The following is a 23,720-nucleotide window of genomic DNA, read 5'->3' as shown; positions in this document are numbered from 1 at the left end:
GGCAAACATTTTCCCTTGCATCCCTGAAAAGCAAATCATTTCCCTTGCCTTTCCGACAGGCAAGCGAAATGCTTTGCCCATGACCCGCACCGTCGCCATCCTGACCGGAGACCTGATCGGATCGACCCACGCCCCGCGCGAGGCCGTCGAGGCGGCCATGGCGACGATCCGCGACTGCGCCGCGCAGCTTGGGCCGGACACCGGCTTCACGCGCTTTCGTGGTGACGGCTGGCAGGTCCGGCTGGCCGCCCCCAATGCGGCCCTCTGGGCTTGCCTGCTGATCCTTGCCCGGCTGCGGGCGCAGGACGGCCTGCCCGGCTGCCGCATCGCCGTGGGGCTGGGCGAAGAAGATCCGACAGGGGGCCGCGACCTTTCCACCGCCACCGGCCCGGCCTTCACCGCCTCGGGCCGCGCGCTTGACCGGATGAAGGCAGACCGCCTGCTGGCGCTTGAGGGGGCGGGCGTCGATCCGTTCCGCAAGCTGGCCTTCATGATCGCGGGCGAACTGGCCGGCCGCTGGACCACCGGACAGGCCGAGGCGCTGGCGCTGAAGCTGGACCCGGACAGCCCCGCCGACGAACGGCTGTCGAACGAAGCCGTCGCGCGCCGGCTGGGCATCACGCGGCAGGCCGTCGATGCCCGGTTGAAGGCGGCCGACTATCCGATTCTGGACGAGATGATGCAGGTCTTCCTGGCCGACCGCGCCAACCCAACCGAATAGGCCCCCGATGCCCGAAACCCTGGCCGCGCTGCTGTTCGCCCATGTTCTGGCGGATTTCGTCTTCCAGACGGCCTGGATGGTGCGGCACAAGCGGCGGGCGGACGGGCTGGCCCTGCACGGCCTGGTCGTGCTGGCCACCGCCATGGCAGCGACAGGCGGGTTCGACCCGGGCCTGCTGTGGCTGACGGCGCTGCATGTCGGGATTGACGCGCTGAAGGCCCGCAGCAAGGGCGGGCTGGCGGCGTTCATGGCCGATCAGGCCGCGCATCTGGCGGTGATCGCAGCCCTTGCCTTCGGGCGGCCGGACATCTGGGCCGGCGGGCTTTGGGCCGGGGCGACCGCCCTTCCCGCGCTGATGGCCGTGGCGGCCGGCGCGATTCTGGCCACCCGCGCCGGCGGTTTCGCGGTTGGCCTGCTGATGGGCCCCTTTGCCGCGCGGCTGCCCGAAGCGATCACCGCCGAAAGCCTGCCGGGCGCGGGCCGCGTCATCGGCCTGCTGGAACGCGGGCTGATCTTCGCCCTTGTGCTGCTGGGCCAGCCCGAAGGGGTGGGCCTGCTGATCGCGGCCAAGTCGATCCTGCGCTTCGGCGCCGTGCGCGACGACCGGGCCCTGTCGGAATATGTGATCATCGGCACGCTGGCCTCGTTCGGCTGGGCGCTGGTCGTGGCCTATGCCACGCTTTCGGGCCTTGCCGCGTTGCCGCCGCTTGGAATCCGCGCCGTGGCGCCCTAGATTGAACGGAAAGGAGCCTTCCCATGTTCGGCATCCCCGGAAAATCCGCCGTCACCCTGACCCCCGCCGCCGCGAAACAGATCGCGCGGCTGATGGCCCGTGACGGAACGCAGGGCCTGCGCATCGGCGTCAAGAAGGGCGGCTGTGCGGGCATGGAATATACCATGGACTATGTGTCCGAGACGAACCCGCTGGACGAGGTCGTCGAACAGGATGGCGCGCGGGTGCTGATCGCCCCCATGGCGCAGATGTTCCTGATCGGCACCGAGATCGACTATGAGGTCGATCTGCTTCACGCTGGCTTCAAGTTCCGCAACCCCAACGTGGCCGAAGCCTGCGGCTGCGGGGAATCGATCAAGTTCAAGGACGCGCCGGCCGCCTGAACGGCCCATGGTCGCGCCGGGGGGCTGTCTGCCCCCCACGGGGCCTGAAGGCCCCTCCCCCCGAGGGTATTTGCACCAAGATGAAGGGCGAGAGGCTTTTCCTTGCCGTGGCAACGCGCTAGGCAGGAACCGGCTTTTGACGGAGGGCGGGATGCGCAAGCTGGCGGCAGGAAACTGGAAGATGAACGGGGTCGCGGCCTCGCTGGCCGAGGTGAAGGCGCTGCTTGCGGCGCACCCTGCCCCGGCCTGTGACATGCTGCTCTGCCCGCCGGCCACGCTGGTGGCGCAGATGGCGGCGGCGGCCAAGGGGTCGGCCTTGCAGGTGGGCGGACAGGATTGCCACCCCAAGGCCAGCGGCGCGCATACCGGCGACATTTCGGCGCAGATGCTGGCCGATGCCGGTGCGGGTTCGGTGATCCTGGGCCATTCCGAACGCCGCGCGGACCATGGCGAAAGCGACGCGCTGGTCCGCGCCAAGGCGCAGGCGGCCTGGGCGGCGGGTCTGGTCGCGGTGATCTGCGTCGGCGAGACCGAGACGCAGCGCGATGCCGGCCAGACGCTGGCGGTGGTGGGCGCGCAACTGGCCGGCTCGGTGCCCGACGGCGCCACGGCGGCGAATACCGTCATCGCCTATGAACCCGTCTGGGCCATCGGCACCGGCCGCACCCCGACGCTGGCCGAGATTGCCGAGGTGCATGGCTTCCTGCGCGCCGAACTGTCCGGGCGCTTCCCGACCGAGGCGGCAGGTGTGCGGCTTCTTTACGGCGGATCGGTCAAGCCGTCGAATGCGGCCGAGATCTTCGCCGTGGCGGATGTGGACGGCGCGCTGGTCGGCGGGGCCAGTCTGAAGGCCGCCGATTTCGGGGCGATCGTCGCCGCCCTGTCGGCCGCCTGACGACAGCGCATGTCGCGGTCGGGACAGCCAGCCTGCCCCGACCGGCGCTAGACCCGACCGATGACCCTTTCCAGCGAACCCCTTGTGCCGCCCGGCCCCGCGCCGTCAGGCGGGTTGGTGAAAGCCAACCTCGTCTGTATGCTGTCGATGCTGATCTGGGCGGCGGGCCTGCCCGCGGCCGAACTGGTGATCCGGCTCTTGCCGGCCGAACAACTGGGCGCGGTGCGGATGCTGCTGGCGGCGGCCGCGCTGCTGCCGGTCTGGCTTGCGGTTGACGGGGCCGCCGTGCTGCGGCGGGCGAACTGGCTGAAAGGCATCGGCGTTGGCGGGCTGATCGGACTGGGGGCCTGGGCGCTGGTGGCGGGCCAGGCGCGCGGTGGGCCGGTCACGGCGGCGGTGATCTCGGCCACCATGCCGGTGGTGGGCATGGCGCTGGAGGTGCTGCTGGACGGCCGCAAGATCACGTTGGCGCTGGTGGCAGGCCTTGCCCTGGCGCTGGCCGGCGGCGTGGTGGCGCTGGACCTGCAGGCCGGCGGCGCCAGCCTGGGCCTGGGTGCGGCGCTGTGCTTCCTGTCGGTGCTGACCTTCACCCTGGGGTCGCGCCTGACCGTCACGGCCTTTCCCGACCTGTCGCCCATCGGGCGCACCGCGCTGACCATCACCGGCGCCGCCATCACGCTTTCGGTGATCGCCGGCCTGCCGGTCGCTTCGGGCCATGCCACGGCGCCGGATTTCAGCGGCTGGACGGTGCAGCAATTCGGCGCGCTTCTGCTGTTTTCGGTGGGGGCGCTGGCGGTCAGCCAGCTTCTGTGGATCATCTCGGTCGGCAAGCTGGGGATCGGCACCTCGTCGCTGCACATCAATGCGGCCCCGTTCTATGTGATGCTGATCCTGTTCGCCTTCGGCGCCGCCTGGGATTGGGTGCAGGTCGGCGGCGCGGCGCTGGTCGGGCTGGGGGTTCTGGTGGCGCAGGGCATCATCCCGCTGGGGAGACGCGCATGAAAACGCTGCACCAGTCGCCCACCGATCCGGCCTTCGTGCAGAACCCCTACGGGTTCTATGAAACGGCCCGCAGCGCGGGGCCGTTCTTCCTTTGGGCCGATTACGGCCTGGTCTGCACCGGCAAGGCGGCGGCGGTAAACGCGATCTTCCGCGACCGGCGCTTCGGCCGCGAAGCCCCGCCCGAGAAGGCCCCGGCGATTCCGCCGCATCTGGCGCCGTTCTACGCGGTCGAGGCCCATTCCATGCTGGAACTGGAACCGCCCCGCCATACCCGGCTGCGCAATCTGGTGCTGCGCGCCTTCACCAGTCGCCGCATCGCCGGCCTGTCCCCCGACATCACCGGCCTGACGGAAGACCTGATCGCAGGCTTCCCCGACGGGCCCTTCGATCTGCTGACCGCCTTTGCCCAGCCCCTCCCCGTCCGCATCATCGCGCGCCTGCTGGGCGTGCCCGAAGAGATGGCACCTGATCTGCTGCGCTGGTCGAATGCCATGGTCGGCATGTATATGGCCGGACGCAACCGCGAGACCGAGGATCGCGCCGTCGCCGCGACCGAGGCCTTCGTCGCCTTCATGCGCGGCTATGTCGAGGAACGCCGCAAGCGGCCCGCCGACGACCTGATCACCCAGTTGATCGCCGCCGAGATGGAAGGCGAGCGGCTGACGACGGACGAGCTGATCACCACCTGCATCCTGTTGCTGAACGCCGGGCACGAGGCGACGGTGCACACCTTCGGCAATGGCGTGAAGACGCTGCTGGAAACCGGCACCGGGCCCGAGGCGCTGCAACCCGACCGGATCGAGGCGACGGTCGAGGAAATCCTGCGCTTCGATCCGGCGCTGCACCTGTTCACCCGCTGGGCCTATGAAGAGGTCGAGGTGATGGGCCAGACCTTCCGCCGCGGAGATCAGGTCGGGCTTCTGTTGGCGATGGCGAACCGCGATCCGGCGGTCTGGGACCGGCCAGAGCACTTCCTGCCCGCGCGTCCCGTGAAGCCGCTGGCAACCTTCGGCGCCGGTCTACATTTCTGCGTCGGCGCGCCGCTGGCACGGCTGGAACTGGCGCTGGCCCTGCCGATCCTTTTCGCGCGCTGCCCCGGGCTGCGTCTGACCGAACCGCCATGCTATGGCGATGTGTTCCACTTCCACGGGCTGGAACGCCTGCTCGTCACCCGCTGACCCTGCACCCGCGGGAAACTTATGGACAGATGAAAGGGCCCGCGCGCCTTGGTCTTTCATCTGTCCGAAAATATCCCCGCCGGAGGCAAGCCCGAGCCGGTTGCGCGCTTGCGCGCAGAGGCGAGATGAAAGCCGCGCGACCGCGCCTTGCGCGGGCGCTCCGCAAGGTCAAAGCGGCAGGACGGTGGTGGACTTGATCTCTTCCATGCTCAGAAGCGCCGTCACGTTGTAGATCCGCACTTCCGAGATCAGCGCCTGATAGAAGGTGTCATAGGCGCGGGCATTCTTGACCCGCACCTTCAGGATATAGTCGATGTCGCCGGCCAGCCGGTGCGCCTCAAGCACTTCGGGGCGTTCCTTCAACGACTTGAGGAACTTGCGCTGCCAGTCCGCCTCATGCTCGCTGGTGCGGATCAGCACGAAGAAACAGGCCTCCAGCCCCAGCGCCTCGGGGTCAAGGATGGCGGTGGTGCGGGTGATGACGCCCTGATCCTTCATCCGGCGGATGCGGTTCCAGACCGGGGTCTTGGATGACCCCACCTTGCGGGCAATTTCATCCAGCGACTGCTCGGCATCGGCTTGCAGTTCGGACAGGATTTTCCGGTCCAGATCGTCCAGCGGGGCGGCCATTCCTGAATATCCCTCTTCGGCAGAACACGGGTTTCCCAAGGCCGCAGTATCGGAACACATGTCCTTATCTGCAAGCGCATCTGGCGGGAATCCGGGAAAATCTTCTATATTGGCGGTCAATCCAAAGGGCTTGCCATGACCGACCTTCCGCTTCTTCCCTCTGCCCCCTCGCCCGTCGTCTTTGCCGGCGCCGGCCCCGGCGCGGCCGAGCATCTGACGCTGGGCGTGCTGCGCGCACTGGAGGCGGCCGAAGTGGTGATCCACGACCGGCTGGTCGGGGCCGAGGTTCTGGCGCTGATCCCAGCCCATGCCGAACGGGTGGATGTCGGCAAGGAGGGCTTTGGCCCCTCGACCGCGCAGGCCACGATCAACGCGGTTCTGGTTGCCAAGGCGCTGACCGGGCGGCGCGTGGTACGGCTGAAGGGCGGCGATCCCGGCATCTTCGGCCGTCTGGACGAGGAAATCGCCGCGCTTGAAGCTGCGGGCCTTGCCTTCCGCATCCTTCCCGGCCTGACCTCGGCCAGCGTGGCGGCTGCGGCCATCGGCCAGTCGCTGACGAAACGCGGCCGCAATGCCAGCCTGCGCATCGTGACAGGGCATGACATGGAAGGTTTTGCCGAACAGGACTGGCGCGGCCTTGCCCGTGCCGGCGAGGTGGCGGCAATCTACATGGGCAAGAAATCGGCCCGTTTCATTCAGGGCCGCCTGATGATGCACGGCGCCGGGGGCGAAACGCCGGTGACGGTGGTGGAAAACGTCAGCCGCCCCGACCAGCGCATCCATACCGCCTGTCTGGCCACCCTGCCCGCCGCCGTGGCCGCGGCCACCGGCCCCGCCATCCTGCTGTATGGCCTTGCCCCGCGCGAAGCCGCCGCATCCCTTCCCCTGTTGCACGAGGCCGCACAATGAGCCGCCGTTTCACCCCCAAGGTCGTGACCGCCAACCGCCTGCGCGAAGGCGATGTGGTTTACCTGACCGCAAATGACCTGTGGTCGCTGCATCATCACGAAGCCGAGCTGATCGAGGACGAGGCCCACGCGCAACTGCGCCTGCTTTTTGCTGCATCGCAGAAAAATCTTGTGGTCGGCGCCTATCTGGCAGATGCAAAGGCCGGACCGAACGGCCCCGAGCCGGTGCATTTCCGCGAAGGATTCCGCACCCGGGGGCCGTCGAACTATAACCATGGCAAGCAGGCGGACCTCGCCCATGTATGATTACACCGATTTCGACGAGTCCTTCGTCCGCGCCCGCGTAGCCCAGTTCACCGATCAGGTGGAACGGCGGCTTGACGGCAGCCTGTCCGAAGACGAATTCCGCCCGCTGCGCCTGATGAACGGGCTTTACCTGCAACTTCATGCCTACATGCTGCGGGTGGCCATCCCCTATGGCACGCTGTCGCCCGCCAAGCTGCGGCAACTGGCCTGGATCGCCGACACCTACGACAAGGGCTATGGCCACTTCACCACCCGGCAGAACATCCAGTTCAACTGGCCGAAACTGCCGGATGTGCCGGCCATCCTGTCGGCGCTGGCCGATGTCGGGATGCACGCGATCCAGACCAGCGGCAACTGCGTGCGCAACGTCACCGCCGACCATTTCGCCGGCGCCGCCGCGGATGAGGTGGCAGACCCCCGCCCCTATGCCGAACTGCTGCGGCAATGGTCGACCGACCACCCCGAATTCCAGTTCCTGCCGCGCAAGTTCAAGATCGCCATCACCGGCGCCAGCGCCGACCGCGCGGTTACGGCTGCACACGACATCGGGCTGCGGATCGTGCGGAACGAGGCTGGCGAGACCGGCTTTCAGGTGCTGGTCGGCGGGGGCCTTGGCCGCACGCCGATGGTGGGCATGGTGGTGCGCGATTTCCTGCCGGAAGCGGACCTGCTGCCTTATGTCGAGGCGGTGCTGAGCATCTACAACGTCATCGGCCGGCGCGACAACAAGTACAAGGCGCGCATCAAGATCACCCTGCACGAGACCGGCAAGCCCGAGATCACCCGGATGATCGAAGAGCGGTTTGCCGAATTGCGCCCGCTGTTCGGCGGTGCCGATCAGGCGCTTTTCCGCGACATTCAGGCGGCCTTCGCGCCGCCGGTGTTCCGCGAAGCGCCCGTTGCCGCGTTTGATGCGGCCTACAAGGCCGATCCGGCCTTCCGCGCCTTTGTCGATACCAATGTGGCGCCGCACCGGCACCCCGACCATGCGATCGTGACCATCAGCCTCAAGGCGCATGGTGAAACGCCCGGCGATGCGACCAGCGACCAGATGCGTCTGGTGGCCGATCTGGCCGAACGCCATGGCCATGGCGACATCCGGGTCAGCCACGAACAGAACCTGATCCTGCCGCATGTCCACAAATCGGACCTGCCGGCCCTTCATGCCGCGCTGAAATCGGCGGGGCTGGCCACCGCCAATGTCGGGCTGCTGAGCGACATCATCGCCTGCCCCGGCATGGATTACTGCAGCCTGGCGACCGCGCGGTCGATCCCGGTGGCGCAGGAAATCGCGCAGCGGTTCAAGGAACTGGATCTTGAGCACGAGATCGGGCCGCTGAAGCTGAAGATCTCGGGCTGCATCAATGCCTGCGGCCACCACCATGTCGGCCATATCGGGATTCTCGGTCTCGACCGGGCGGGGGTGGAAAACTATCAGATCACCCTGGGCGGCGACGGGACCGCGGATATGGTGATCGGCGACAAGACCGGGCCGGGCTTTGCCTATGATCAGGTGACCGGCGCGGTGGAACGCATCCTGCGCGCCTATCTGGCCTTGCGCGAAGCGCCGGAGGAAACCTTCCTGCAAGCCTTCCGCCGGGTGGGGATGGAGCCCTTCAAGACCGCCCTCTATGGCGAGGGCGAACGTGATGCCGCGTGATCTGCACGCCGGGCCGGTGGCGGAACGGGTGGCGGTGCTGAACGCCCGCTACAAGCATCACTCGGCCACCGATGTGCTGGAACACGCGCTCAAGGACCATGACCTGGGCCGCGTGGCGCTGGTCAGTTCCTTCGGCGCGGAATCGGTGGTGCTGCTGCATCTGGTCAGCGTGATCGCACCGGAAACCCCGGTGCTGTTCATCGACACCCGGATGCTGTTTCAGGAAACGCTAGACTATCAGCGCCAACTGGCCGAAAGCCTGAACCTGTGCGACATTCGCACCATCCGGGCCAATCCTGCGCGGGTCGGTTACGAAGACCCCGATGGCACCCTGCACCAGTTCAACACCGACGCCTGCTGCGCCGTGCGCAAGGTCGAACCGCTGGAACGCGCGCTGTCCAAGTTCGACGGCTGGATCACCGGCCGCAAGCGGTTTCAGAACTCGGACCGCGGCACCATCGACTTCTTTGAAAACGAAGGCGATTTCCGCATCAAGGTGAACCCGCTGGCCCATTGGGGCCGCGAAGACCTTGAGGAATACATGGTCGAAAACCGCCTGCCCCGGCATCCGCTGGTGGCGAAAGGCTACCCCTCGATCGGCTGCGCACCCTGCACCAGCCCCGTGAAGCCCGGCGAAGACCCGCGCTCGGGCCGCTGGCGGGGGCAGGCCAAGACGGAATGCGGCATCCATTTCGTCGGCGGCAAGGCCGTGCGGATGGGGAAAGAGAGTGCAGCATGACCGCGCGGCAAATTTCTTCGAAGAAATTTGCAAATTCGTTCGAACGAATTTGCGTCAGGACAAGGAACCCGTGATGAGCGTCATCGTCACCGATCAGGGCTTTGCCGCCCCCGCGCCCCTGCGCGACATCGTGCCGCTGGCAGACCTTGGGCCGGACACGACCGCGGTGGATCTGTCGAACACCGACGATCCCGCCGCGCTGGCCGGCCATCTGGACCGGCTGGTTCTGATCCGCGTTGCCTTTCCGGCCTTCAACGACGGCCGCGCCTTCACCATCGCGCGGCGGCTGCGGATGCTGGGCTATACCGGCCAGCTTCTGGCACTGGGGCCGGTGATTGCCGACCAGTATGCCATGTGCCGCCGGGTGGGCTTTGACGGGGTGGAAATCCCGGATGAGATCGCCGCCCGCCAACCGGAAGATCAGTGGAAGTTCCGTGCCGACTGGAAGGCGCATGACTACCAGTCACGCCTGCGGGCCTGACCGCTGGACCGGTCCCGCGAAAAGATATAACCGCGCAAGGGAAATTCGCCGCACCCCGCCGGGCTTTTGTCCGGCACGGCTTGGGCCTATGTGGGTGGGTGTTCGATGACGGAGATTGCAAGATGAACTCGCCCGACCCATCGCTGCGTGTAAAACCCCACCTTCCCGACGCCCAGACCGTGACGGCGGTCCATCACTGGACCGACCGGCTGTTTTCCTTCCGGGTGACGCGACCGCAATCGCTGCGCTTCCGGTCCGGCGAATTCGTGATGATCGGGCTGCTGGATGACAACGGCAAGCCGCTGCTGCGCGCCTACTCCATTGCCTCGCCATCCTGGGATGAGGAGCTGGAGTTCTATTCGATCAAAGTGCCCGACGGCCCGCTGACCAGCCGGCTGCAACATATCAAGGTGGGCGACGAGATCATCCTGCGCCCCAAGCCCGTGGGCACGCTGGTGCTGGATGCCCTGCTGCCGGGCAACCGGCTGTGGTTCCTGGCCACCGGCACCGGCCTTGCCCCCTTCGCCAGCCTGATGCGCGACCCCGAGACCTATGAGAAGTTCGATCAGGTCATCATGATGCACACCTGCCGCGAGGTGGCCGAACTGGAATACGGCCGCCAACTGGTTGAAAACCTGAAGGATGATCCGCTGATCGGCGAAATGGTCGGTGACAAGCTGATCTACTACCCCACCACCACGCGCGAACCCTTCCACCACATGGGCCGGGTGACCGACAACCTGTCGTTAGGCAAGGTGTTTGCCGATCTTGGCCTGCCGCCGATGGATGCCGCGCATGACCGCGCCATGATCTGCGGCAGTCTGGCCTTCAACGTCGATGTGAAGGCCATCCTCGAAGGGTTCGGCCTGCGCGAAGGCGCCAATTCCGAACCGCTGGAATTCGTGGTGGAAAAGGCTTTCGTCGGCGACGGCATCTGACAGCGCGGGCCGACCCGCACCTCAAAAGACAAAGGCCGCAAGGGGTTCCTTGCGGCCTTCGCCATTTGCCTGTGCGGCTGGCTTACATGCCAAGGGCGGTCTTCACCTGCGCGATGGTATCAGCCACCAGCGCCGGGTTCGACTTGGCCGCTTCGACAGCGGTCTTCAGCGTGGCCTTGGTGGCGGCATCCAGCGAGGAACCGTCGATCAGCGCAACAACGCCATCGGCGTTGAAGTTGGCCGGGTCCAGCGCGGCGGCAGCCGCATCGGTGGCGGCGGCAGCGGCATCGCCCGCGGCTTCGGTCGCGGTCGCGGCGGCATCGCCCGCAGCAGCGGCGGCATCACCGGCCGCTTCGGTGGCGGCGGCAGCGGCTTCGCCCGCGGCTTCCGTGGTTGCCTCGGTGGCAGCAGCGGCGGCATCGCCCGCAGCGGCAGCGGCATCACCCGCGGCTTCGGTGGCGGCAGCGGCAGCATCGCCGGCAGCGGCGGCGGCTTCGGTCGCGGCGGCCTCAGTGGCGGCAGCAGCAGCGGCAGCCTCTTCCGCGGCCTTCTTGGCGGCTTCGTCTGCAGCAGCCTTGGCGGCAGCAGCATCGGCCTCGGCCTTCTGGGCAGCGGCGGCCACAGCTTCCTGCGCCGGCTTGTAGCTGAATTGGTAATATCCGCCCGCCGCCAGAAGGACGACGATGGCGCCGATAACTACGCTTTTGTTCATATGAGACACTCCCGTTCCCGGTTTATCGTCTGGATGTCCTTCATATGGCAGTTAAAAGCCAAAATGAAAAGGCTGCTGCCCCCGCCCTGCGGCCTTATGCCGGGAAATCCGCTGAAGGGCGGGTTGAAAGGCGCCGAAAGCGCGGGTAAATTCGCCGCGCAGTCGCAATCGCAAAAGGATTACAGCCATAGGACGCCGTCCCCACAACGCCCCGCCACAACGCGAAACCGGTCCGCGGATCAATGATCGAATCCGTGCACAGGAAATCCGGCTTATCGGAGCCGATGGCGAGAATATCGGCGTTGTCACCCCCTCCCGGGCCATGATGCTTGCCGAAGAGGCAGGGCTTGATCTGGTCGAGATTTCTCCGAACGCCGAACCGCCGGTCTGCAAGATCATGGACTTCGGCAAGTTCAAGTACGAGACGCAGAAACGCGAGGCGGAAGCCCGCAAGAAGCAGAAGATCATCGAGATCAAGGAAATCAAGTTCCGCCCGGGCACGGATGAGCATGACTATCAGGTCAAGATGCGCTCGGTGATCAAGTTCCTTGAGGAAGGCGACAAGGTGAAGGTCACCCTGCGCTTCCGGGGCCGTGAAATGGCCCACCAGGAACTGGGGCTTGAACTGCTGAACCGTGTCGCGGCGGATGTGGCGGAAAAGGGCAAGATCGAAAGTATGCCCCGGCTGGAAGGCCGTCAGATGGTGATGATGGTCTCGCCCAAGTAAGGCGTGATCCGACCGGAGGATTGCACGGGGGCCCTGCGGCCCCCGTTTGCTATTCCGCCCGCGCCTCGCGCAGCCGGCCACGGATCGGAATTTCCTTCAGCAAGCCACCAACCCCCATGGCCGCGATGTCGGCCGCCGTGACGGTCAGGCCGCAGATCACCCGCTCCATCACCCAGTCGGCACCGTTCAGCGCCGGGCTTTTCACGCAGCCCGGCAGGCCGATGACCGGGGTCGCGTCCAGCCGGCCCAGAAACAGCAGATTGCCCGGGTCCACCGGCATCCCGAAACGATCCACCACACCGCCCGCCTGCCGCAGCGCCTGCGGCGCCACATCCCGCGGGTCTGACGTGGCCGAAGCGGTCAGGATCAGCACCAGATCCGCCCCGGCGGCGGCCTGAAGGGCCTGTGCCAGCGCCGCCGGCCTGTGGGGCACGCGAACCGGCGGGTCCAGCGTGACCCCAAGCGCACGCAACCGGGCCTCGATCGCGGCGCGGCCCTTGTCGGGGGTCTCCTCCCCGCCAACCGTGGTCTCGATCAGCACGGCCCGCGACAGGACCGGGCGGCGCAGCCGCAACCCGCCCTGCCCCGCCCCGCAGGCCGCCGAAACCGAGGCCTGCGCCACGCCATAGGCGATGATCTTCACCGTCGCCACCATCTCGCCCGCCGCCACCCGTTGCCAGGGGGACAGGGTGGCCAGCGTGATCATCGGATCGACCGCATTCAGCGCCGCCACCCGGGCCGCATCCACCTGCGTCAGGCCGGGACCGGCGGCGTGCACATTCACCCGCCCGGTGCCAACGGCCCGCAGCACCAGCCCGGCCGCCGCCGCATCCGGCACCAGCGCCGCCGCCACCGCCTGCGCGGCGGCATCCTCATGCAGATCGTCCGGCCCAAGCCGGGCAACCGTGACTTCGCCGATCCCCGCCGCCGCCAGGTGCGCCAGCGCCGGGGCGTCCAGCACCAGTCCCTTGCGCAGCCGTCCCGCCGGCAGCGGCACGGAATGGGCCAAGATCGCCCCTTCGGCCTGCGCCAGCGGGACGGGGCCGAACTCCATCAGCCCTGCCTCAGCGCCGCGGTGATCTGCGCCATGATCGAAACCGCGATTTCCGCCGGCGACTTGGCCCCGATGGCCAGCCCCACCGGCGCATGGATGCGGGCGATCTCGGATTCCGAGAACCCCGCCTCGGTCAGCCGCCCCACCCGGCTGGCATGGGTTTTCTTCGATCCCAGGCACCCCAGATAGAACACTGGCGACCGCAGGGCGAAGCGGATGGCGGGGTCGTCCAGCTTGGGGTCATGGGTCAGGGTGACAATCGCGGTGCGGCCATCCGGCGCCAGCGCGGCCAGCGCCTCATCCGGCCAGTCGTCCAGGATGGTCTCGCCCGAAAAACGCCCGGCGCTGCCAAAGGCGGCACGCGGGTCAATCAGCGTGGGCGCATAGCCGCACAGCCGGGCAATGGCCAGCAAGGGCTGGGCAATATGGACGGCCCCCACCACGATCAGCCGCAGCGGCGGGTTGTGAATGGCCAGAAAGCGCCCGTCCTCCTCAACCCCGGAACGGTCGGCGCGAAACCGGGCATCGGCGGCGGCGTCCTGCCCCGGCGCCAGCAGGCGGCGGGTCCAGCTTGCGGGGATGATCTCATAGGCCACCGCACGGGGCGCGGCGCGGGCGGCAACCAGATCGGCCAGCAGACCGGGCGGCAGGGCCGAAGGGCCATCGCCCACCGGCTCGACCAGAACCCGGATCGTACCACCACAGGCCAGCCCCACGGCAAAGGCCGTCTCGTCGCTGACGCCAAAGGTCAGAAGGCGGGGCCGGCCGTCCGCCAGCGCCTCCAGCGCCTCGGTCACCACCGCGCCCTCGACACAGCCGCCCGAGACCGAGCCCATGATTTCGCCCGTGCCGGAAATGGCCAACTGGCTGCCCGCCTGCCGCGGAGCGGAGCCCCAGGTTTCCAGCACGGTCGCCAGCACCGCCCCGCGACCGGCGCGGTGCCAGTCCAGGGCGATTTCAGGAATCCGGTCGTGCGCGGCCTCGGTCATCTGCGGTCTCCCTGACCGCCAGAGTAGAAGCGGCCCGGTTTTGCACAAGCCCCTTGCCGCGACGCCCGCCCCCGACTTTCGTCCCGCATCGCGGCGGCAGGGCCACCGTCAGAACGGCAAAAGGCCCCGCAAATGCTGCGGGGCCTTTCGAATTTCGCAGACGTGTCTCAGCGCAGTTCAGCGGTCCGCATCAGCGGCGTGATCAGCCGGACCAGCACACGTCTGTTCGCACGTTCGTCTGCTTGTGTCTGCACCTTAAGCTCACTTTCGCCATACCCTTGCACGACCATGTTTTCGGGCGGAATGTCGAAATACTCGGTCAGGGCCAGCGCCAGCGATTCCGCCCGGCGGTCCGACAGCAGCAGGTTCGACGGCGCCGATCCGACGGCATCCGTATGGCCTTCGATCAGGAACACATGGCGCGGATTGGCCGCCAGCAGGCTTTGCACCAGCTTGCCCAGATCGGCCAGCTTGCGCGCTTCCGACGCCTGGATGACCGGAGAACCGCTTTCGAAGGTGATCGAATCCACCTCGATCGTCGCGGCCAGCGCCCGCACCTGCGGGATCTCGCGGATCTGGCGCAGGCTGAACTTGCGACCGATGCTGTCGGCCTCAAGCGCCGCCATCTCGGCCTTGAGGGCCGCGTCATTGTCCTTGGTCGAGATCGTCACACGGCCGGGGCGCGGCCGCGGCAGTTCCGAAACGATGATCGGGACTTCGGGATAGAGATCGTCGATCAGCACCGTCTCGATCCCCGACCGATCAAACGCCGACCGCTTCAGCACTCGGCCCGACGCATCGCGCACCGTGGCGATCTGGGTGCCATCCGGCCGCACCACCACGGTCCGGGTCGAACCGTCGCGGTAGGTTTCGGTCACCGTCTTGACACCGGGGCGGCGCAGCACGGCGTCGTCGTCCTTGTAGACGTGATAGGTGCCGTCGGGGTTCTGGAAGATCACGCGGTCGCCCGTCGCTTCGACAACCCGGCGTTCGTCCTTCTTGCCCTGGTTGATGACGGTGCCCACAACCAGCGCGCCAAGCGCCAGCAGCCCCACCTTTTCTAGGTTCGACAGGCCAGATTTCTTGCCACCCGACACCGCCACCGGCGGCGCGGCGAAGTTCTGGTCCGAACTGCGGGTGGTCATTTCCGAGATGATCTCGGTTGCCACCGAGACCGGCTCGGATGCCGTCGCGGGGGCTGCGGTGGCGGTTCCTTCGGCAGGCGCCACCGGCAGCAGCGTTTCCGGGTCAAGCAGCGAAGCACCCGCCGCGGCGGCAGCGGCAGCGGCGGTAACACCCGCCTCGTCCGCGACGCCCTCGACGGCGGACGGGGTGGCCAGAATGTCGGCCAGACTTTCCGATGCCTCGGTCGTGACGACCGGCACGTCCACCGGCTCCTCCGCCACGACGGCGGGTTCGGCGGGCGGCTCGACCGGGGTTTCAGCCGCCGTTTCGGGGGCGGGTTCGACGGTTGGTTCGGCCGCCGGCTCTGTCACGGGCTCGGCACCGGCCTCGGCCGCAGGTTCAGTCACAGTCTCTGCAGACGGTTCGGCAGCGGTTTCGGTCGAGGGTTCGACCACCGGGTCGGGGGTCGGTTCCGCAGCGGGTTCTGCGGCGGTTTCGGTTGAAGGCTCGGTGACGGGCTCAGCCACAGTTTCGGGCGCCGGTTCGACAACGGGCTCTGCGGCGGCAGCGGCGGCGGCATCCGCCGCAGCCTTGGCATCGGCAGCCGCCTTGGCGTCCGCTTCGGCCTGGGCTTGTGCGGCCGCTTCTGCGGCGGCCTTGGCGTCGGCATCGGCCTGTGCCTGCGCGGCCGCGTCCGCCGCAGCCTGCGCGTCGGCAGCGGCTTTGGCATCCGCCTCTGCCTGGGCCTGTGCAGCCGCATCGGCAGCGGCCTGCGCATCGGCAGCGGCCTTTGCCGCAGCCTCGGCCTCAGCTTGAGCAGCCGCCTGTGCAGCCGCATCGGCAGCGGCCTGCGCATCGGCAGCGGCCTTTGCCGCAGCCTCGGCCTCAGCTTGAGCAGCCGCCTGTGCAGCAGCGTCGGCAGCAGCCTGCGCATCCGCGGCCGCCTGGGCAGCGGCCTGTTCAGCAGCGGCTTGCGCGGCCGCAGCATCGGCGGCCGCGGCATCGGCGGCAGCCTTGGCTGCGGCTTCTGCCTGGGCGGCGGCTTCGGCGGCCGCGGCGGCGGCCGGATCGCAGCTTACATCGCCCGGCGCACAGGCAGGGGCCTCACCCTCCGTGGTCTGCGCACGCGCGGGAACGGTGCTGATGGGGCTGAGGGCCAGCGAAATGGCGGTCGTGCAGGTCAGAAGCTTGCGCATTCGTCATCCTCTTTGGTCCGAAACGACATGGGACGATTCCCTTTGCCGGTTCCGATCGGCTTTGATGGCGCATGAGTTAGGCGCCCTGCCGCTGTTATGCCATATCAACAGGCAAACCCCTATCGCCCGGCCATGGCCCCGGCGGGGGTTTGCCAAGGTTCGGCCGCGACAAGACGCAACAGCCGCGGCTTCTCGCCCGCATCGCCGGCGGCGGCGATGGCCTGCCCCAGCGCCTCGAGCGAGGCGATGGAATGGCCGGCGCGGAAGCAATCGACATGGGGCAGCATGGCGCGGATGCCGGCGGCGCGCGGGGCAAAGCCCGTCCAGCGCAACAGCGGATTGATCCAGATGAGACGGCGGCACGACAGGTGCAGCCGTTCGACTTCGCGGGCAAGTTGTCCGCTGTCGTCGCGGTCAAGACCATCGGTGATCAGCAGAACCACCGCCCCCTGCCCCAGCACGCGCCGCCCCCAGTCGCGGTTGAAGGCATGGAGGCTGGCCCCGATCCGGGTGCCGCCAGACCAGTCCTGCGCCTGCGCCCCGGCCGATTTCAGCGCGGCATCCACGTCGCGGGCGCGCAGGTGGCGGGTGATATTGGTCAGCCTTGTGCCAAAGGTGAAGGCATGAACACGCGCCCAGCCCTGCCCCTTGCGGTTGGCAACCGCATGGACAAAGTGCAGCACCATGCGGCTGTAATCGGCCATGGACCCCGAGATGTCGCAGAGCACGATCAGGTTCGGCCAGCGCGTCCGGGGCGTCTTGTGCGCCAAGGCGGCGATCTCGCCCCCCCGGCGCAGACTGGCGCGCAGCGTGCGGCGCATGTCGATGCTGGCCCCGGTGCCGGCAGGCTGGCTGCGACGGCTGGGCAAAGGCGCGACAGGCAGTGACAGCCTGGCCAGCATCCGCTTGGCGGCGGCGATTTCCGCGGTGGACATCTGTTCGAAATCCAGTGTCCTGAGTCGTTCCTCGGCCGAAAAGGTGGCCGAGGCATCGACCTCAACCTTCTCTGGCCCGTCCTCGGGCAGCGCTTCGGGCGGTTCGGGCCGGGGGGCATCGCCCAACAGCGCCTCGGCCGCGCGCTTTTCGGCGGCCTGCGCGGCGCGGTCCTCCTGCACGCCGCGAATCTGCGGCAGCATCAGGCTCATCATCTGTTCCAGATAGCGCGGATCGCGCCAGAACAGGCGGAACACCTGCGCGAAGACGGTGCGTTCCTCGGGGCGGCTGACGAAGACGGCCTGCAGGGTGTGGAAGAAATCCTCGCGCCGGGTGAAGCCGGCAGCTTCGACCGCACGAAGGGCGTCGATCACCCGTCCGGGGCCGACCGGCAGGCCGGATTTGCGCAAGGCCCGCGCGAAATGCGTGATGTTCTCGGCCAGCTTGCCGTCTTCGGGAAGGGGAAGATCGGGGTATGTGGCCATCGTCGCACCGGAGGGCTTCACGCCCCCCCGGCCCCCCGTGGGGTATTTCGCCCAAGCGGAAGCATCAGGCGGGGGTAAGATCGCGCCGGACCTCATCCAGCAGGCGTTTGGCTTCGGAGCCGTGCAGTTTCTGGATGTCGTCCTGATACTTGAGGATGGCGCCCAAGGTATCGGAGATGACCTCGGGCGAGAGCGCGATCACATCCAGCGCCAGCAGGCATTTCGCCCAGTCAATGGTTTCCGCCACGCCGGGTTTCTTGAACAGGTCTTCGCTGCGCAACTTCTGCACGAAGGCCACGATTTCGCGGCTGAGGGTCTCCTTCGCCTCGGGCGCGCGGCTGTGCAGGATCTGCAATTCGCGGTCGAAGGTCGGGTAATCGACCCAGTGATACAGGCAGCGGCGCTTCAGCGCGTCATGCACTTCGCGCGTGCGGTTCGAGGTAAGGATCACGATCGGAGGCTCGGGGGCGCGGATTGTGCCAAGTTCGGGGATGGTGACCTGAAAATCCGACAGCGCCTCCAGCAGGAAGGCCTCGAACGGTTCATCGGTGCGATCCAGTTCGTCGATCAGCAGCACCGGCGCCCCCCCGGGCTGTGGGCGCATCGCTTCCAGCAGCGGGCGGGCGATCAGGTAGTCTTCGGTGAACAGCTCGGTCTTCAGCGCGTCGCGGTCGGCACCGCCCTGCGCCTCGGCGGTGCGGATGGCGATCATCTGCGCGGCGAAATTCCATTCCGCAACGGCAGAGGCAGCATCCAGCCCTTCATAGCATTGCAGCCGGATCAGCCGGCGCCCCAGCGCGGCGGCAAGGGTCTTGGCGATCTCGGTCTTGCCGGTGCCGGCCTCGCCTTCCAGAAACAGCGGCTTGCCCAGTTTCAGCGCCAGAAAGACCACGGTGGCCAGGGCGCGGGCGGCAACATAGCCCTGCCCGGCAAGCAGCGCCTCGGTGGCGTCGATGGTGTCGGGCAGCCGGGTCACATGGGCCTCCTTTCCTGCGGAAGCGATGCTGGTGCGCGGGGCGGGTCCGGTCAAGGCCCGCGCGGGGCACATGCGACCAAGGTGGGGTCAGGCATCCGCCGCAAGCCAGCGGCGGAAGCTGGCCAGCGGCGGGCGTTCGGGGCGGGTCTGCGGCCAGACAAGGTAATAGGCGCCATGGGCCCGCAGCGGCGCGCCGAAAGCCGGGATCAGCCGGCCCGCCGCAAGATCGGCCCCGATCAGGAAGGTGGGCAGCAGCGCCAGCCCCATGCCATGGATCGCCGCCTGCGCCATGGTGGCGAACTGGTCGAACAGCATGGCGGGCGGGCGCTGGCCGGGCAGTCCATGCTGCGCCAGCCAGCGCCCCCAGTCGCCGGTGCGGCTGTCCAGTTGCAGAAGCGGCAGGTCCAGCACGGCCTCAACCGCGGTCAGCGGCGCCTTGAGCAGCCCGGGCGAGGCAACGGCAAGGATGTCTTCATCCATGAGTTTCAGGAAAGATACACCCGGCCAGTCCTGCCGGCCGTAATGGATGGCGGCATCAAAGGCGGTGGCGGCGAAATCGAAGGGGCGCAGCCGGGTGGACAGGTTCACCGTCACCTCGGAATGGGCGGCGGCAAAACGGGCAAGGCGTGGTGCCAGCCAGTGCATACCGAAGGCCGGCAGGATGGCCAGGTTCAGCGCCCCGCCGCCGGGATTTGCGCGCAGGGTCAGTGACGCATCTGCAATGATTTTCAGGGCTTTGCGCGCCTCTGCCACATAGTCCTGTGCGGCGGGTGTCAGCCGAAGACGGTGTTTTTCCCGGCTGATCAGCGCCACGCCCAACTGCCCTTCCAGCACCTGCAACTGCCGTGAGATGGCGCCCTGTGTCAGCGAAAGCTCGGCCGCGGCCGCGGCGGCGGTGCCATGGCGGTCAAGTGCCTCCAGCGCCAGAAGCGACGGGATCGACGGCAGATAGCGACGCGGAAGCATATATGAGGTTTCCTCATCATCTTCGGATTTCGTTTCGATAGCTTTCCTGCCTTTGTCATGCAAGTATCGTCGAAATTCCCCATCACAGCCCCACAGGAACCGCGCGCATGACCGCCACGCCCAAGCTCAAGCCGAAAGATGCCCCCGATCTGGGCCGTTTCGATTGGGAAGACCCCTTCCGCCTGAACGACCAGTTGACCGAGGAAGAGCGCATGTTGCGCGACGCCGCGCGCAGCTACGCGCAGGAAAAGCTGCAACCGCGCGTCATCGCTGCCTTCCGCGAGGAAAAGACCGATCCCTCGATCTTCCGCGAAATGGGCGAGATGGGCCTTCTGGGCGTGACCGTGCCAGAGGAATACGGCGGGCTTGGCGCGGGCTACGTCGCCTATGGTCTGGTCGCGCGCGAGGTCGAGCGAGTGGACAGCGGCTATCGCAGCATGATGTCGGTGCAGTCGTCGCTGGTGATGTATCCGATCTATGCCTATGGCACCGAAGATCAGCGTCGGAAGTATCTGCCCAAGCTGGCCTCGGGTGAATGGATCGGCTGCTTCGGCCTGACCGAACCCGACGCCGGGTCCGACCCGGCCGGGATGAAGACCGTCGCGAAGAAAACCGCGAACGGCTATGTGCTGAACGGGTCCAAGATGTGGATCTCGAACGCGCCGATTGCCGATGTTTTCGTGGTCTGGGCCAAGTCCGAAGCGCATGGCGGCAAGATCAAGGGCTTCGTGCTGGACAAGGGCACCAAGGGCCTGTCCGCGCCCAAGGTCGGCGGCAAGATTTCCCTGCGCGCCAGCGTCACCGGCGAGATCGTGATGGACAACGTGGAAGTGGGCGAGGATGCGCTGCTTCCCAATGTCGAGGGGCTGAAGGGCCCGTTCGGCTGTCTCAACCGTGCCCGCTATGGCATTGCCTGGGGCGTGATGGGCGCGGCCGAGTTCTGCATGGCGGCCGCGCGCGGCTATGGCCTTGACCGCAAGCAGTTCGGCAAGCCGATCGCGCAGACGCAACTGTTCCAGTTGAAGCTGGCGAACATGCTGACCGAAACCAGCCTTGGGTTGCAGGCCTGTCTGCAGGTCGGCCGGCTGATGGATCAGGCCAATGCCGCGCCGGAAATGATTTCCATCATCAAGCGCAACAATTGCGGCAAGGCGCTGGAGATCGCCCGCTGGGCCCGCGACATGCACGGCGGCAACGGGATTCAGGAAGATTTCCAGGTCATCCGCCATATGGTGAACCTGGAAACCGTGAACACCTACGAAGGCACGCATGACATTCATGCGCTGATCCTGGGCCGGGCCATCACCGGGCTTCAGGCGTTTTTCTGAGGCGGCAGAACGCTCCCACGTTCGCCTCTGATCGGGCGCGTCCGGGCAACCGGGCGCGCCTTTTGCGTCAGGCGCCGTCTGGTGGCGGGCCGGCGCTGTTTCGCGCGGCAACCGCGATCCCCCTTGCGCGGGGCAAGGCCGGCCTGTCACAAGCAGGAGCAACCTTGCCAGACCGGAGAGCCCTGTCCCATGCCAGACACCGCCCATCCGACCGACCACAGCGAAGCCGGCTGGCTGGCCGCGATGGAGGCGGTGGCCGAGGAGGATGGCTATGTCGAACGGCTGGGGGTCCGGCATTGGGCGTTCTTTGCCGAGGCCGGGCCGCAGCTACTGGTCACCTTCGAGCGGGCCGAAGCGGTGCGGGCGCGCGCTGACCGGATGCCTGCCGGCCATGCGCTGGCCAAGGCGCGCGGCTGGTCGGTGCTGACCATCCTGGCCGAGGGCGAGACGTTCTGGCGTGACCCGGCGGTCTGGGGCTATTTCGACCGTCAGGTGGATGACGCCTTTTTCGACGACTTCGATCAGGTGCTGTTCCTGGGCGCCGGTCCCGGCGGCTATGCCGCCGCGGCCTATCTGGTGGCGGCCCCGGGGGCGCGGGCGGTGCTGGTGGCCCCGCGCGCGACGCTGGACCCGGCGATTGCCGGCTGGGATCGCCGCCACCGCGCCGCGCGGCGGTTCGATTTCACCCGCCGCTATGGCTATGCCCCCGACATGACCGCCGGAGCCGATCATGTCTGGCTGGTGCATGATCCTTTGCACGCCCCCGATGCCGCCCATGCGGCGCTGTTTCGCCGCCCCTGGGTCACCGTGCTGAACGCCCGCCATACGGGCGAAGCGGTGGCGGCGCGGCTGACGAGCAGCGGCGTTCTGGCGCAGACGGTTGAGGCCGCGATGGCGGGCAAGCTGACCGCCCCCGGCTTTGCCCGGCTTTGGCGCGCGCGGCGCGGGCTGCCAGCCTATCTGGCCGACCTTCTGGCGGAAACAACGGTGCGCAAGCGGCCCGGGCTTGAACAACGGCTGCGCCGGTGGCTGGCGCGGCGTTGAGCAGCGGACGGGGCCGCCCGTCAGTTTCCGCCGTAATTCCCCACCAGCCCGCGCAACTGGGCGGTGCGGTCGCGGGTCAGTTGCGCCCGGCAGCCGTAAATCAGCATCGGTTCGGCGCTGCCGCCGTGCATGGCATAGCCTTCGGCCTCGCAGGCCTTGTCGCGGAAGGTGATCCAGGCCCGTTGCGCCTGTTTCAGCGCCTCGGCCCCGCCGCGTTCGGCCTTGGGTAAATCGGCATCCCAGGATTGCAGCAAGGCCATCGCCTCTTTGTAGGCCGCGTTCAACTCGGCATCGGCGGCCTGCCAGCTTTGCTCGGCACACCAGTTCAGTTCCAACTGGGCCATGGCCTTGGCGCAATCCACCTGCTGGGCAGCGGCGGGGGCGGCCAGAACGGCCAGAAACAGGGCGGGCAGGATACGCATCTTCGATCTCCGGCAAGGGTGGGCGCAGTCTGGCGGCACGACGGCCGGCTGCCAAGGGTGGAAATCCGGCCGCCCTGCCCGCACGCCCCCACTGGCCTTGCGCGCCGGAATGGGCTACCGGACAGCCATGCAACAGATCGTGATCCGCCGCCCCGATGACTGGCACCTGCATCTGCGCGATGGCGCGATGCTGCAAGGTGTGCTGCCCGAAACCACCCGGCACTTCGCCCGCGCGATCATCATGCCGAATCTGGTACCGCCGGTGGTGACGGCCCGCGACGCCGCAGCCTACCGCGACCGTATTCTGGCCGCCCTGCCCGAAGGCGCCGCGTTCGAGCCGCTGATGACGCTGTACCTGACCGAAGGCACCGATCCGGCCGACGTGGCCGCCGCTGCCGGCAGCGGTCTGGTCAAGGCGGTGAAGCTGTATCCGGCGGGCGCCACCACCAACTCCCATTCCGGCGTGCGCGATCTGGGCGCCGTCATGCCGGTGCTGGAGAAGATGGCCGAAATCGGCCTGCCGCTTTGCACCCATGGCGAGGTGACCGATCCGCAGGTCGACATCTTCGACCGCGAGGCGGTGTTCATCGACACCGTGCTGGCCCCTCTGCGCCGCCGCCTGCCCGAATTGCGCGTGGTGATGGAGCATATCACCACCGCCGAAGGCGCGGCCTATGCGGCCGAAGCCGGGCCGAACCTTGGTGCGACCATCACCACCCACCACCTGATCATCAACCGCAACCATATCCTCGTGGGCGGGATCAAGCCGCATTACTATTGCCTGCCGGTCGCCAAGCGCGAACATCACCGGCTGGCGCTGCGCCGTGCCGCCACCTCGGGCCTGCCCTGCTATTTCCTGGGCACCGATTCCGCCCCGCATGTCGATGCGCTGAAGGAACATGCCTGCGGCTGCGCGGGCTGCTTCACCGCCACCAACACCCTGCCCCTGCTGGCGCATGTGTTCGAGGAAGAAGGCGCGCTGGACCGGCTGGAGGGCTTCGCCAGCCTGCACGGCCCGGCCTTCTATCGCCTGCCCGCAAACGACACCACGCTGCGGCTGGTCAAGCGGGATGAAGCGCACCGCTTCCCCGACAAGATCTTCACCGAGGCCGGGCCCGTCACCGTCTTCGACCCCGGCTTCCCCGTGCATTGGCACGTCGAGGCCTGAGACCCGCGCCCAAGACCCGCC

The 23,720-nt window shown here is 67.6% G+C and carries 25 protein-coding genes; 16 read left to right on the top strand and 9 right to left on the bottom strand.

The window, feature by feature from the left end:
* Positions 1-79: 79 nt before the first annotated feature.
* From C5F44_RS16060 to C5F44_RS16035, 6 genes are all read left to right on the top strand, one after another.
* A complete protein-coding gene (locus C5F44_RS16060) occupies positions 80-721 on the top strand; it encodes a hypothetical protein (protein WP_107674562.1) in 642 nt (213 codons plus the stop codon).
* Positions 722-728: 7 nt separating this feature from the next.
* A complete protein-coding gene (locus tag C5F44_RS16055; RefSeq protein WP_107674561.1) occupies positions 729-1,454 on the top strand; it encodes a DUF3307 domain-containing protein in 726 nt (241 codons plus the stop codon).
* A gap of 23 nt (positions 1,455-1,477) precedes the next feature.
* Entirely contained in the window at positions 1,478-1,837 is a 360-nt protein-coding gene (locus tag C5F44_RS16050) for a HesB/IscA family protein (protein ID WP_107674560.1), read from the top strand.
* A 151-nt stretch (positions 1,838-1,988) separates the two neighbouring features.
* Positions 1,989-2,732 (top strand): triose-phosphate isomerase, encoded by a 744-nt coding sequence (gene tpiA / locus C5F44_RS16045; protein ID WP_107674559.1) that lies wholly within the window; start codon positions 1,989-1,991, stop codon positions 2,730-2,732.
* Between the two features lie 60 nt (positions 2,733-2,792).
* A complete protein-coding gene (locus tag C5F44_RS16040; RefSeq protein WP_107674558.1) occupies positions 2,793-3,734 on the top strand; it encodes an EamA family transporter in 942 nt (313 codons plus the stop codon).
* Entirely contained in the window at positions 3,731-4,912 is a 1,182-nt protein-coding gene (locus C5F44_RS16035; RefSeq protein WP_107674557.1) for a cytochrome P450, read from the top strand. Before C5F44_RS16040 ends, C5F44_RS16035 begins: the two co-directional genes overlap by 4 nt.
* A 168-nt stretch (positions 4,913-5,080) precedes the next feature.
* Here C5F44_RS16035 and C5F44_RS16030 read toward each other — a convergent pair whose 3' ends face one another.
* Positions 5,081-5,542 (bottom strand): Lrp/AsnC family transcriptional regulator, encoded by a 462-nt coding sequence (locus C5F44_RS16030; protein ID WP_107674556.1) that lies wholly within the window; start codon positions 5,540-5,542, stop codon positions 5,081-5,083.
* Positions 5,543-5,677: 135 nt separating this feature from the next.
* On the opposite strand from C5F44_RS16030, the gene cobA reads away from it, so the two are divergent.
* The 6 genes from cobA to C5F44_RS16000 all read left to right on the top strand — a co-directional run bounded on the left by cobA (position 5,678) and on the right by C5F44_RS16000 (position 10,574).
* A complete protein-coding gene (gene cobA / locus C5F44_RS16025) occupies positions 5,678-6,451 on the top strand; it encodes a uroporphyrinogen-III C-methyltransferase (protein ID WP_107674555.1) in 774 nt (257 codons plus the stop codon).
* Entirely contained in the window at positions 6,448-6,756 is a 309-nt protein-coding gene (locus C5F44_RS16020) for a DUF2849 domain-containing protein (RefSeq protein ID WP_107674554.1), read from the top strand. The genes cobA and C5F44_RS16020 overlap by 4 nt, the downstream gene beginning before the upstream one ends.
* A complete protein-coding gene (locus C5F44_RS16015; RefSeq protein WP_107674553.1) occupies positions 6,749-8,416 on the top strand; it encodes a nitrite/sulfite reductase in 1,668 nt (555 codons plus the stop codon). The genes C5F44_RS16020 and C5F44_RS16015 overlap by 8 nt, the downstream gene beginning before the upstream one ends.
* Positions 8,406-9,155, top strand: a complete 750-nt coding sequence (locus C5F44_RS16010; protein ID WP_107674552.1) for a phosphoadenylyl-sulfate reductase — start codon at positions 8,406-8,408, stop codon at positions 9,153-9,155. The genes C5F44_RS16015 and C5F44_RS16010 overlap by 11 nt, the downstream gene beginning before the upstream one ends.
* A gap of 73 nt (positions 9,156-9,228) precedes the next feature.
* Positions 9,229-9,636: a DUF934 domain-containing protein gene (locus C5F44_RS16005; protein ID WP_107674568.1), complete on the top strand. Its 408-nt coding sequence runs from the start codon at positions 9,229-9,231 to the stop codon at positions 9,634-9,636.
* A gap of 122 nt (positions 9,637-9,758) precedes the next feature.
* Positions 9,759-10,574 carry a ferredoxin--NADP reductase gene (locus tag C5F44_RS16000; RefSeq protein WP_107674551.1) on the top strand — a complete coding sequence of 272 codons (816 nt, stop codon included), beginning with the start codon at positions 9,759-9,761 and terminating at the stop codon, positions 10,572-10,574.
* Positions 10,575-10,656: 82 nt separating this feature from the next.
* Here the strand turns inward: C5F44_RS16000 and C5F44_RS15995 are convergent, their stop codons facing one another.
* Positions 10,657-11,286, bottom strand: a complete 630-nt coding sequence (locus tag C5F44_RS15995; RefSeq protein WP_107674550.1) for a hypothetical protein — start codon at positions 11,284-11,286, stop codon at positions 10,657-10,659.
* Between the two features lie 178 nt (positions 11,287-11,464).
* Here C5F44_RS15995 and infC point away from each other — a divergent pair, with 178 nt between their 5' ends.
* Positions 11,465-12,013, top strand: coding sequence for a translation initiation factor IF-3 (gene infC, locus C5F44_RS15990; RefSeq protein ID WP_328588513.1), 549 nt, complete (start codon positions 11,465-11,467; stop codon positions 12,011-12,013).
* A 49-nt stretch (positions 12,014-12,062) separates the two neighbouring features.
* Here infC and C5F44_RS15985 read toward each other — a convergent pair whose 3' ends face one another.
* The 6 genes from C5F44_RS15985 to C5F44_RS15960 form a co-directional block, all read right to left on the bottom strand.
* Positions 12,063-13,067, bottom strand: a complete 1,005-nt coding sequence (locus C5F44_RS15985; RefSeq protein WP_107674548.1) for a molybdopterin-binding protein — start codon at positions 13,065-13,067, stop codon at positions 12,063-12,065.
* Positions 13,067-14,056 carry an XdhC family protein gene (locus tag C5F44_RS15980; RefSeq protein WP_107674547.1) on the bottom strand — a complete coding sequence of 330 codons (990 nt, stop codon included), beginning with the start codon at positions 14,054-14,056 and terminating at the stop codon, positions 13,067-13,069. Before C5F44_RS15980 ends, C5F44_RS15985 begins: the two co-directional genes overlap by 1 nt.
* A 167-nt stretch (positions 14,057-14,223) precedes the next feature.
* Positions 14,224-16,377 carry an OmpA family protein gene (locus C5F44_RS15975; RefSeq protein WP_107674546.1) on the bottom strand — a complete coding sequence of 718 codons (2,154 nt, stop codon included), beginning with the start codon at positions 16,375-16,377 and terminating at the stop codon, positions 14,224-14,226.
* A 119-nt stretch (positions 16,378-16,496) separates the two neighbouring features.
* The gene (locus C5F44_RS15970; protein ID WP_107674545.1) at positions 16,497-17,795 is read right to left on the bottom strand and encodes a vWA domain-containing protein; all 1,299 of its coding nucleotides are present in this window, start codon (positions 17,793-17,795) and stop codon (positions 16,497-16,499) included.
* Between the two features lie 64 nt (positions 17,796-17,859).
* Positions 17,860-18,771, bottom strand: coding sequence for an AAA family ATPase (locus C5F44_RS15965; RefSeq protein WP_235822658.1), 912 nt, complete (start codon positions 18,769-18,771; stop codon positions 17,860-17,862).
* Positions 18,772-18,858: 87 nt separating this feature from the next.
* Positions 18,859-19,737, bottom strand: coding sequence for a LysR family transcriptional regulator (locus tag C5F44_RS15960; RefSeq protein WP_107674567.1), 879 nt, complete (start codon positions 19,735-19,737; stop codon positions 18,859-18,861).
* Positions 19,738-19,844: 107 nt separating this feature from the next.
* Between C5F44_RS15960 and C5F44_RS15955 the strand changes: the two genes are divergently transcribed.
* Together C5F44_RS15955 and C5F44_RS15950 are read left to right on the top strand one after the other, a co-directional pair.
* Complete coding sequence (locus tag C5F44_RS15955) at positions 19,845-21,065, top strand: acyl-CoA dehydrogenase (protein WP_107674543.1); 1,221 nt, start codon at positions 19,845-19,847, stop codon at positions 21,063-21,065.
* A gap of 189 nt (positions 21,066-21,254) precedes the next feature.
* Complete coding sequence (locus C5F44_RS15950) at positions 21,255-22,109, top strand: hypothetical protein (RefSeq protein ID WP_107674542.1); 855 nt, start codon at positions 21,255-21,257, stop codon at positions 22,107-22,109.
* Positions 22,110-22,129: 20 nt separating this feature from the next.
* Here C5F44_RS15950 and C5F44_RS15945 read toward each other — a convergent pair whose 3' ends face one another.
* Positions 22,130-22,531: a lysozyme inhibitor LprI family protein gene (locus C5F44_RS15945; RefSeq protein ID WP_107674541.1), complete on the bottom strand. Its 402-nt coding sequence runs from the start codon at positions 22,529-22,531 to the stop codon at positions 22,130-22,132.
* Between the two features lie 109 nt (positions 22,532-22,640).
* Here C5F44_RS15945 and pyrC point away from each other — a divergent pair, with 109 nt between their 5' ends.
* Complete coding sequence (gene pyrC / locus C5F44_RS15940) at positions 22,641-23,699, top strand: dihydroorotase (protein ID WP_235822657.1); 1,059 nt, start codon at positions 22,641-22,643, stop codon at positions 23,697-23,699.
* Positions 23,700-23,720 lie beyond the last annotated feature (21 nt).

This window comes from Fuscovulum blasticum DSM 2131, from assembly GCF_003034965.1.
GTDB lineage: Bacteria > Pseudomonadota > Alphaproteobacteria > Rhodobacterales > Rhodobacteraceae > Pseudogemmobacter > Pseudogemmobacter blasticus.
Note: the sequence above shows the minus strand (reverse complement) of the source record. Positions and strands in the feature narration are given on the sequence as shown.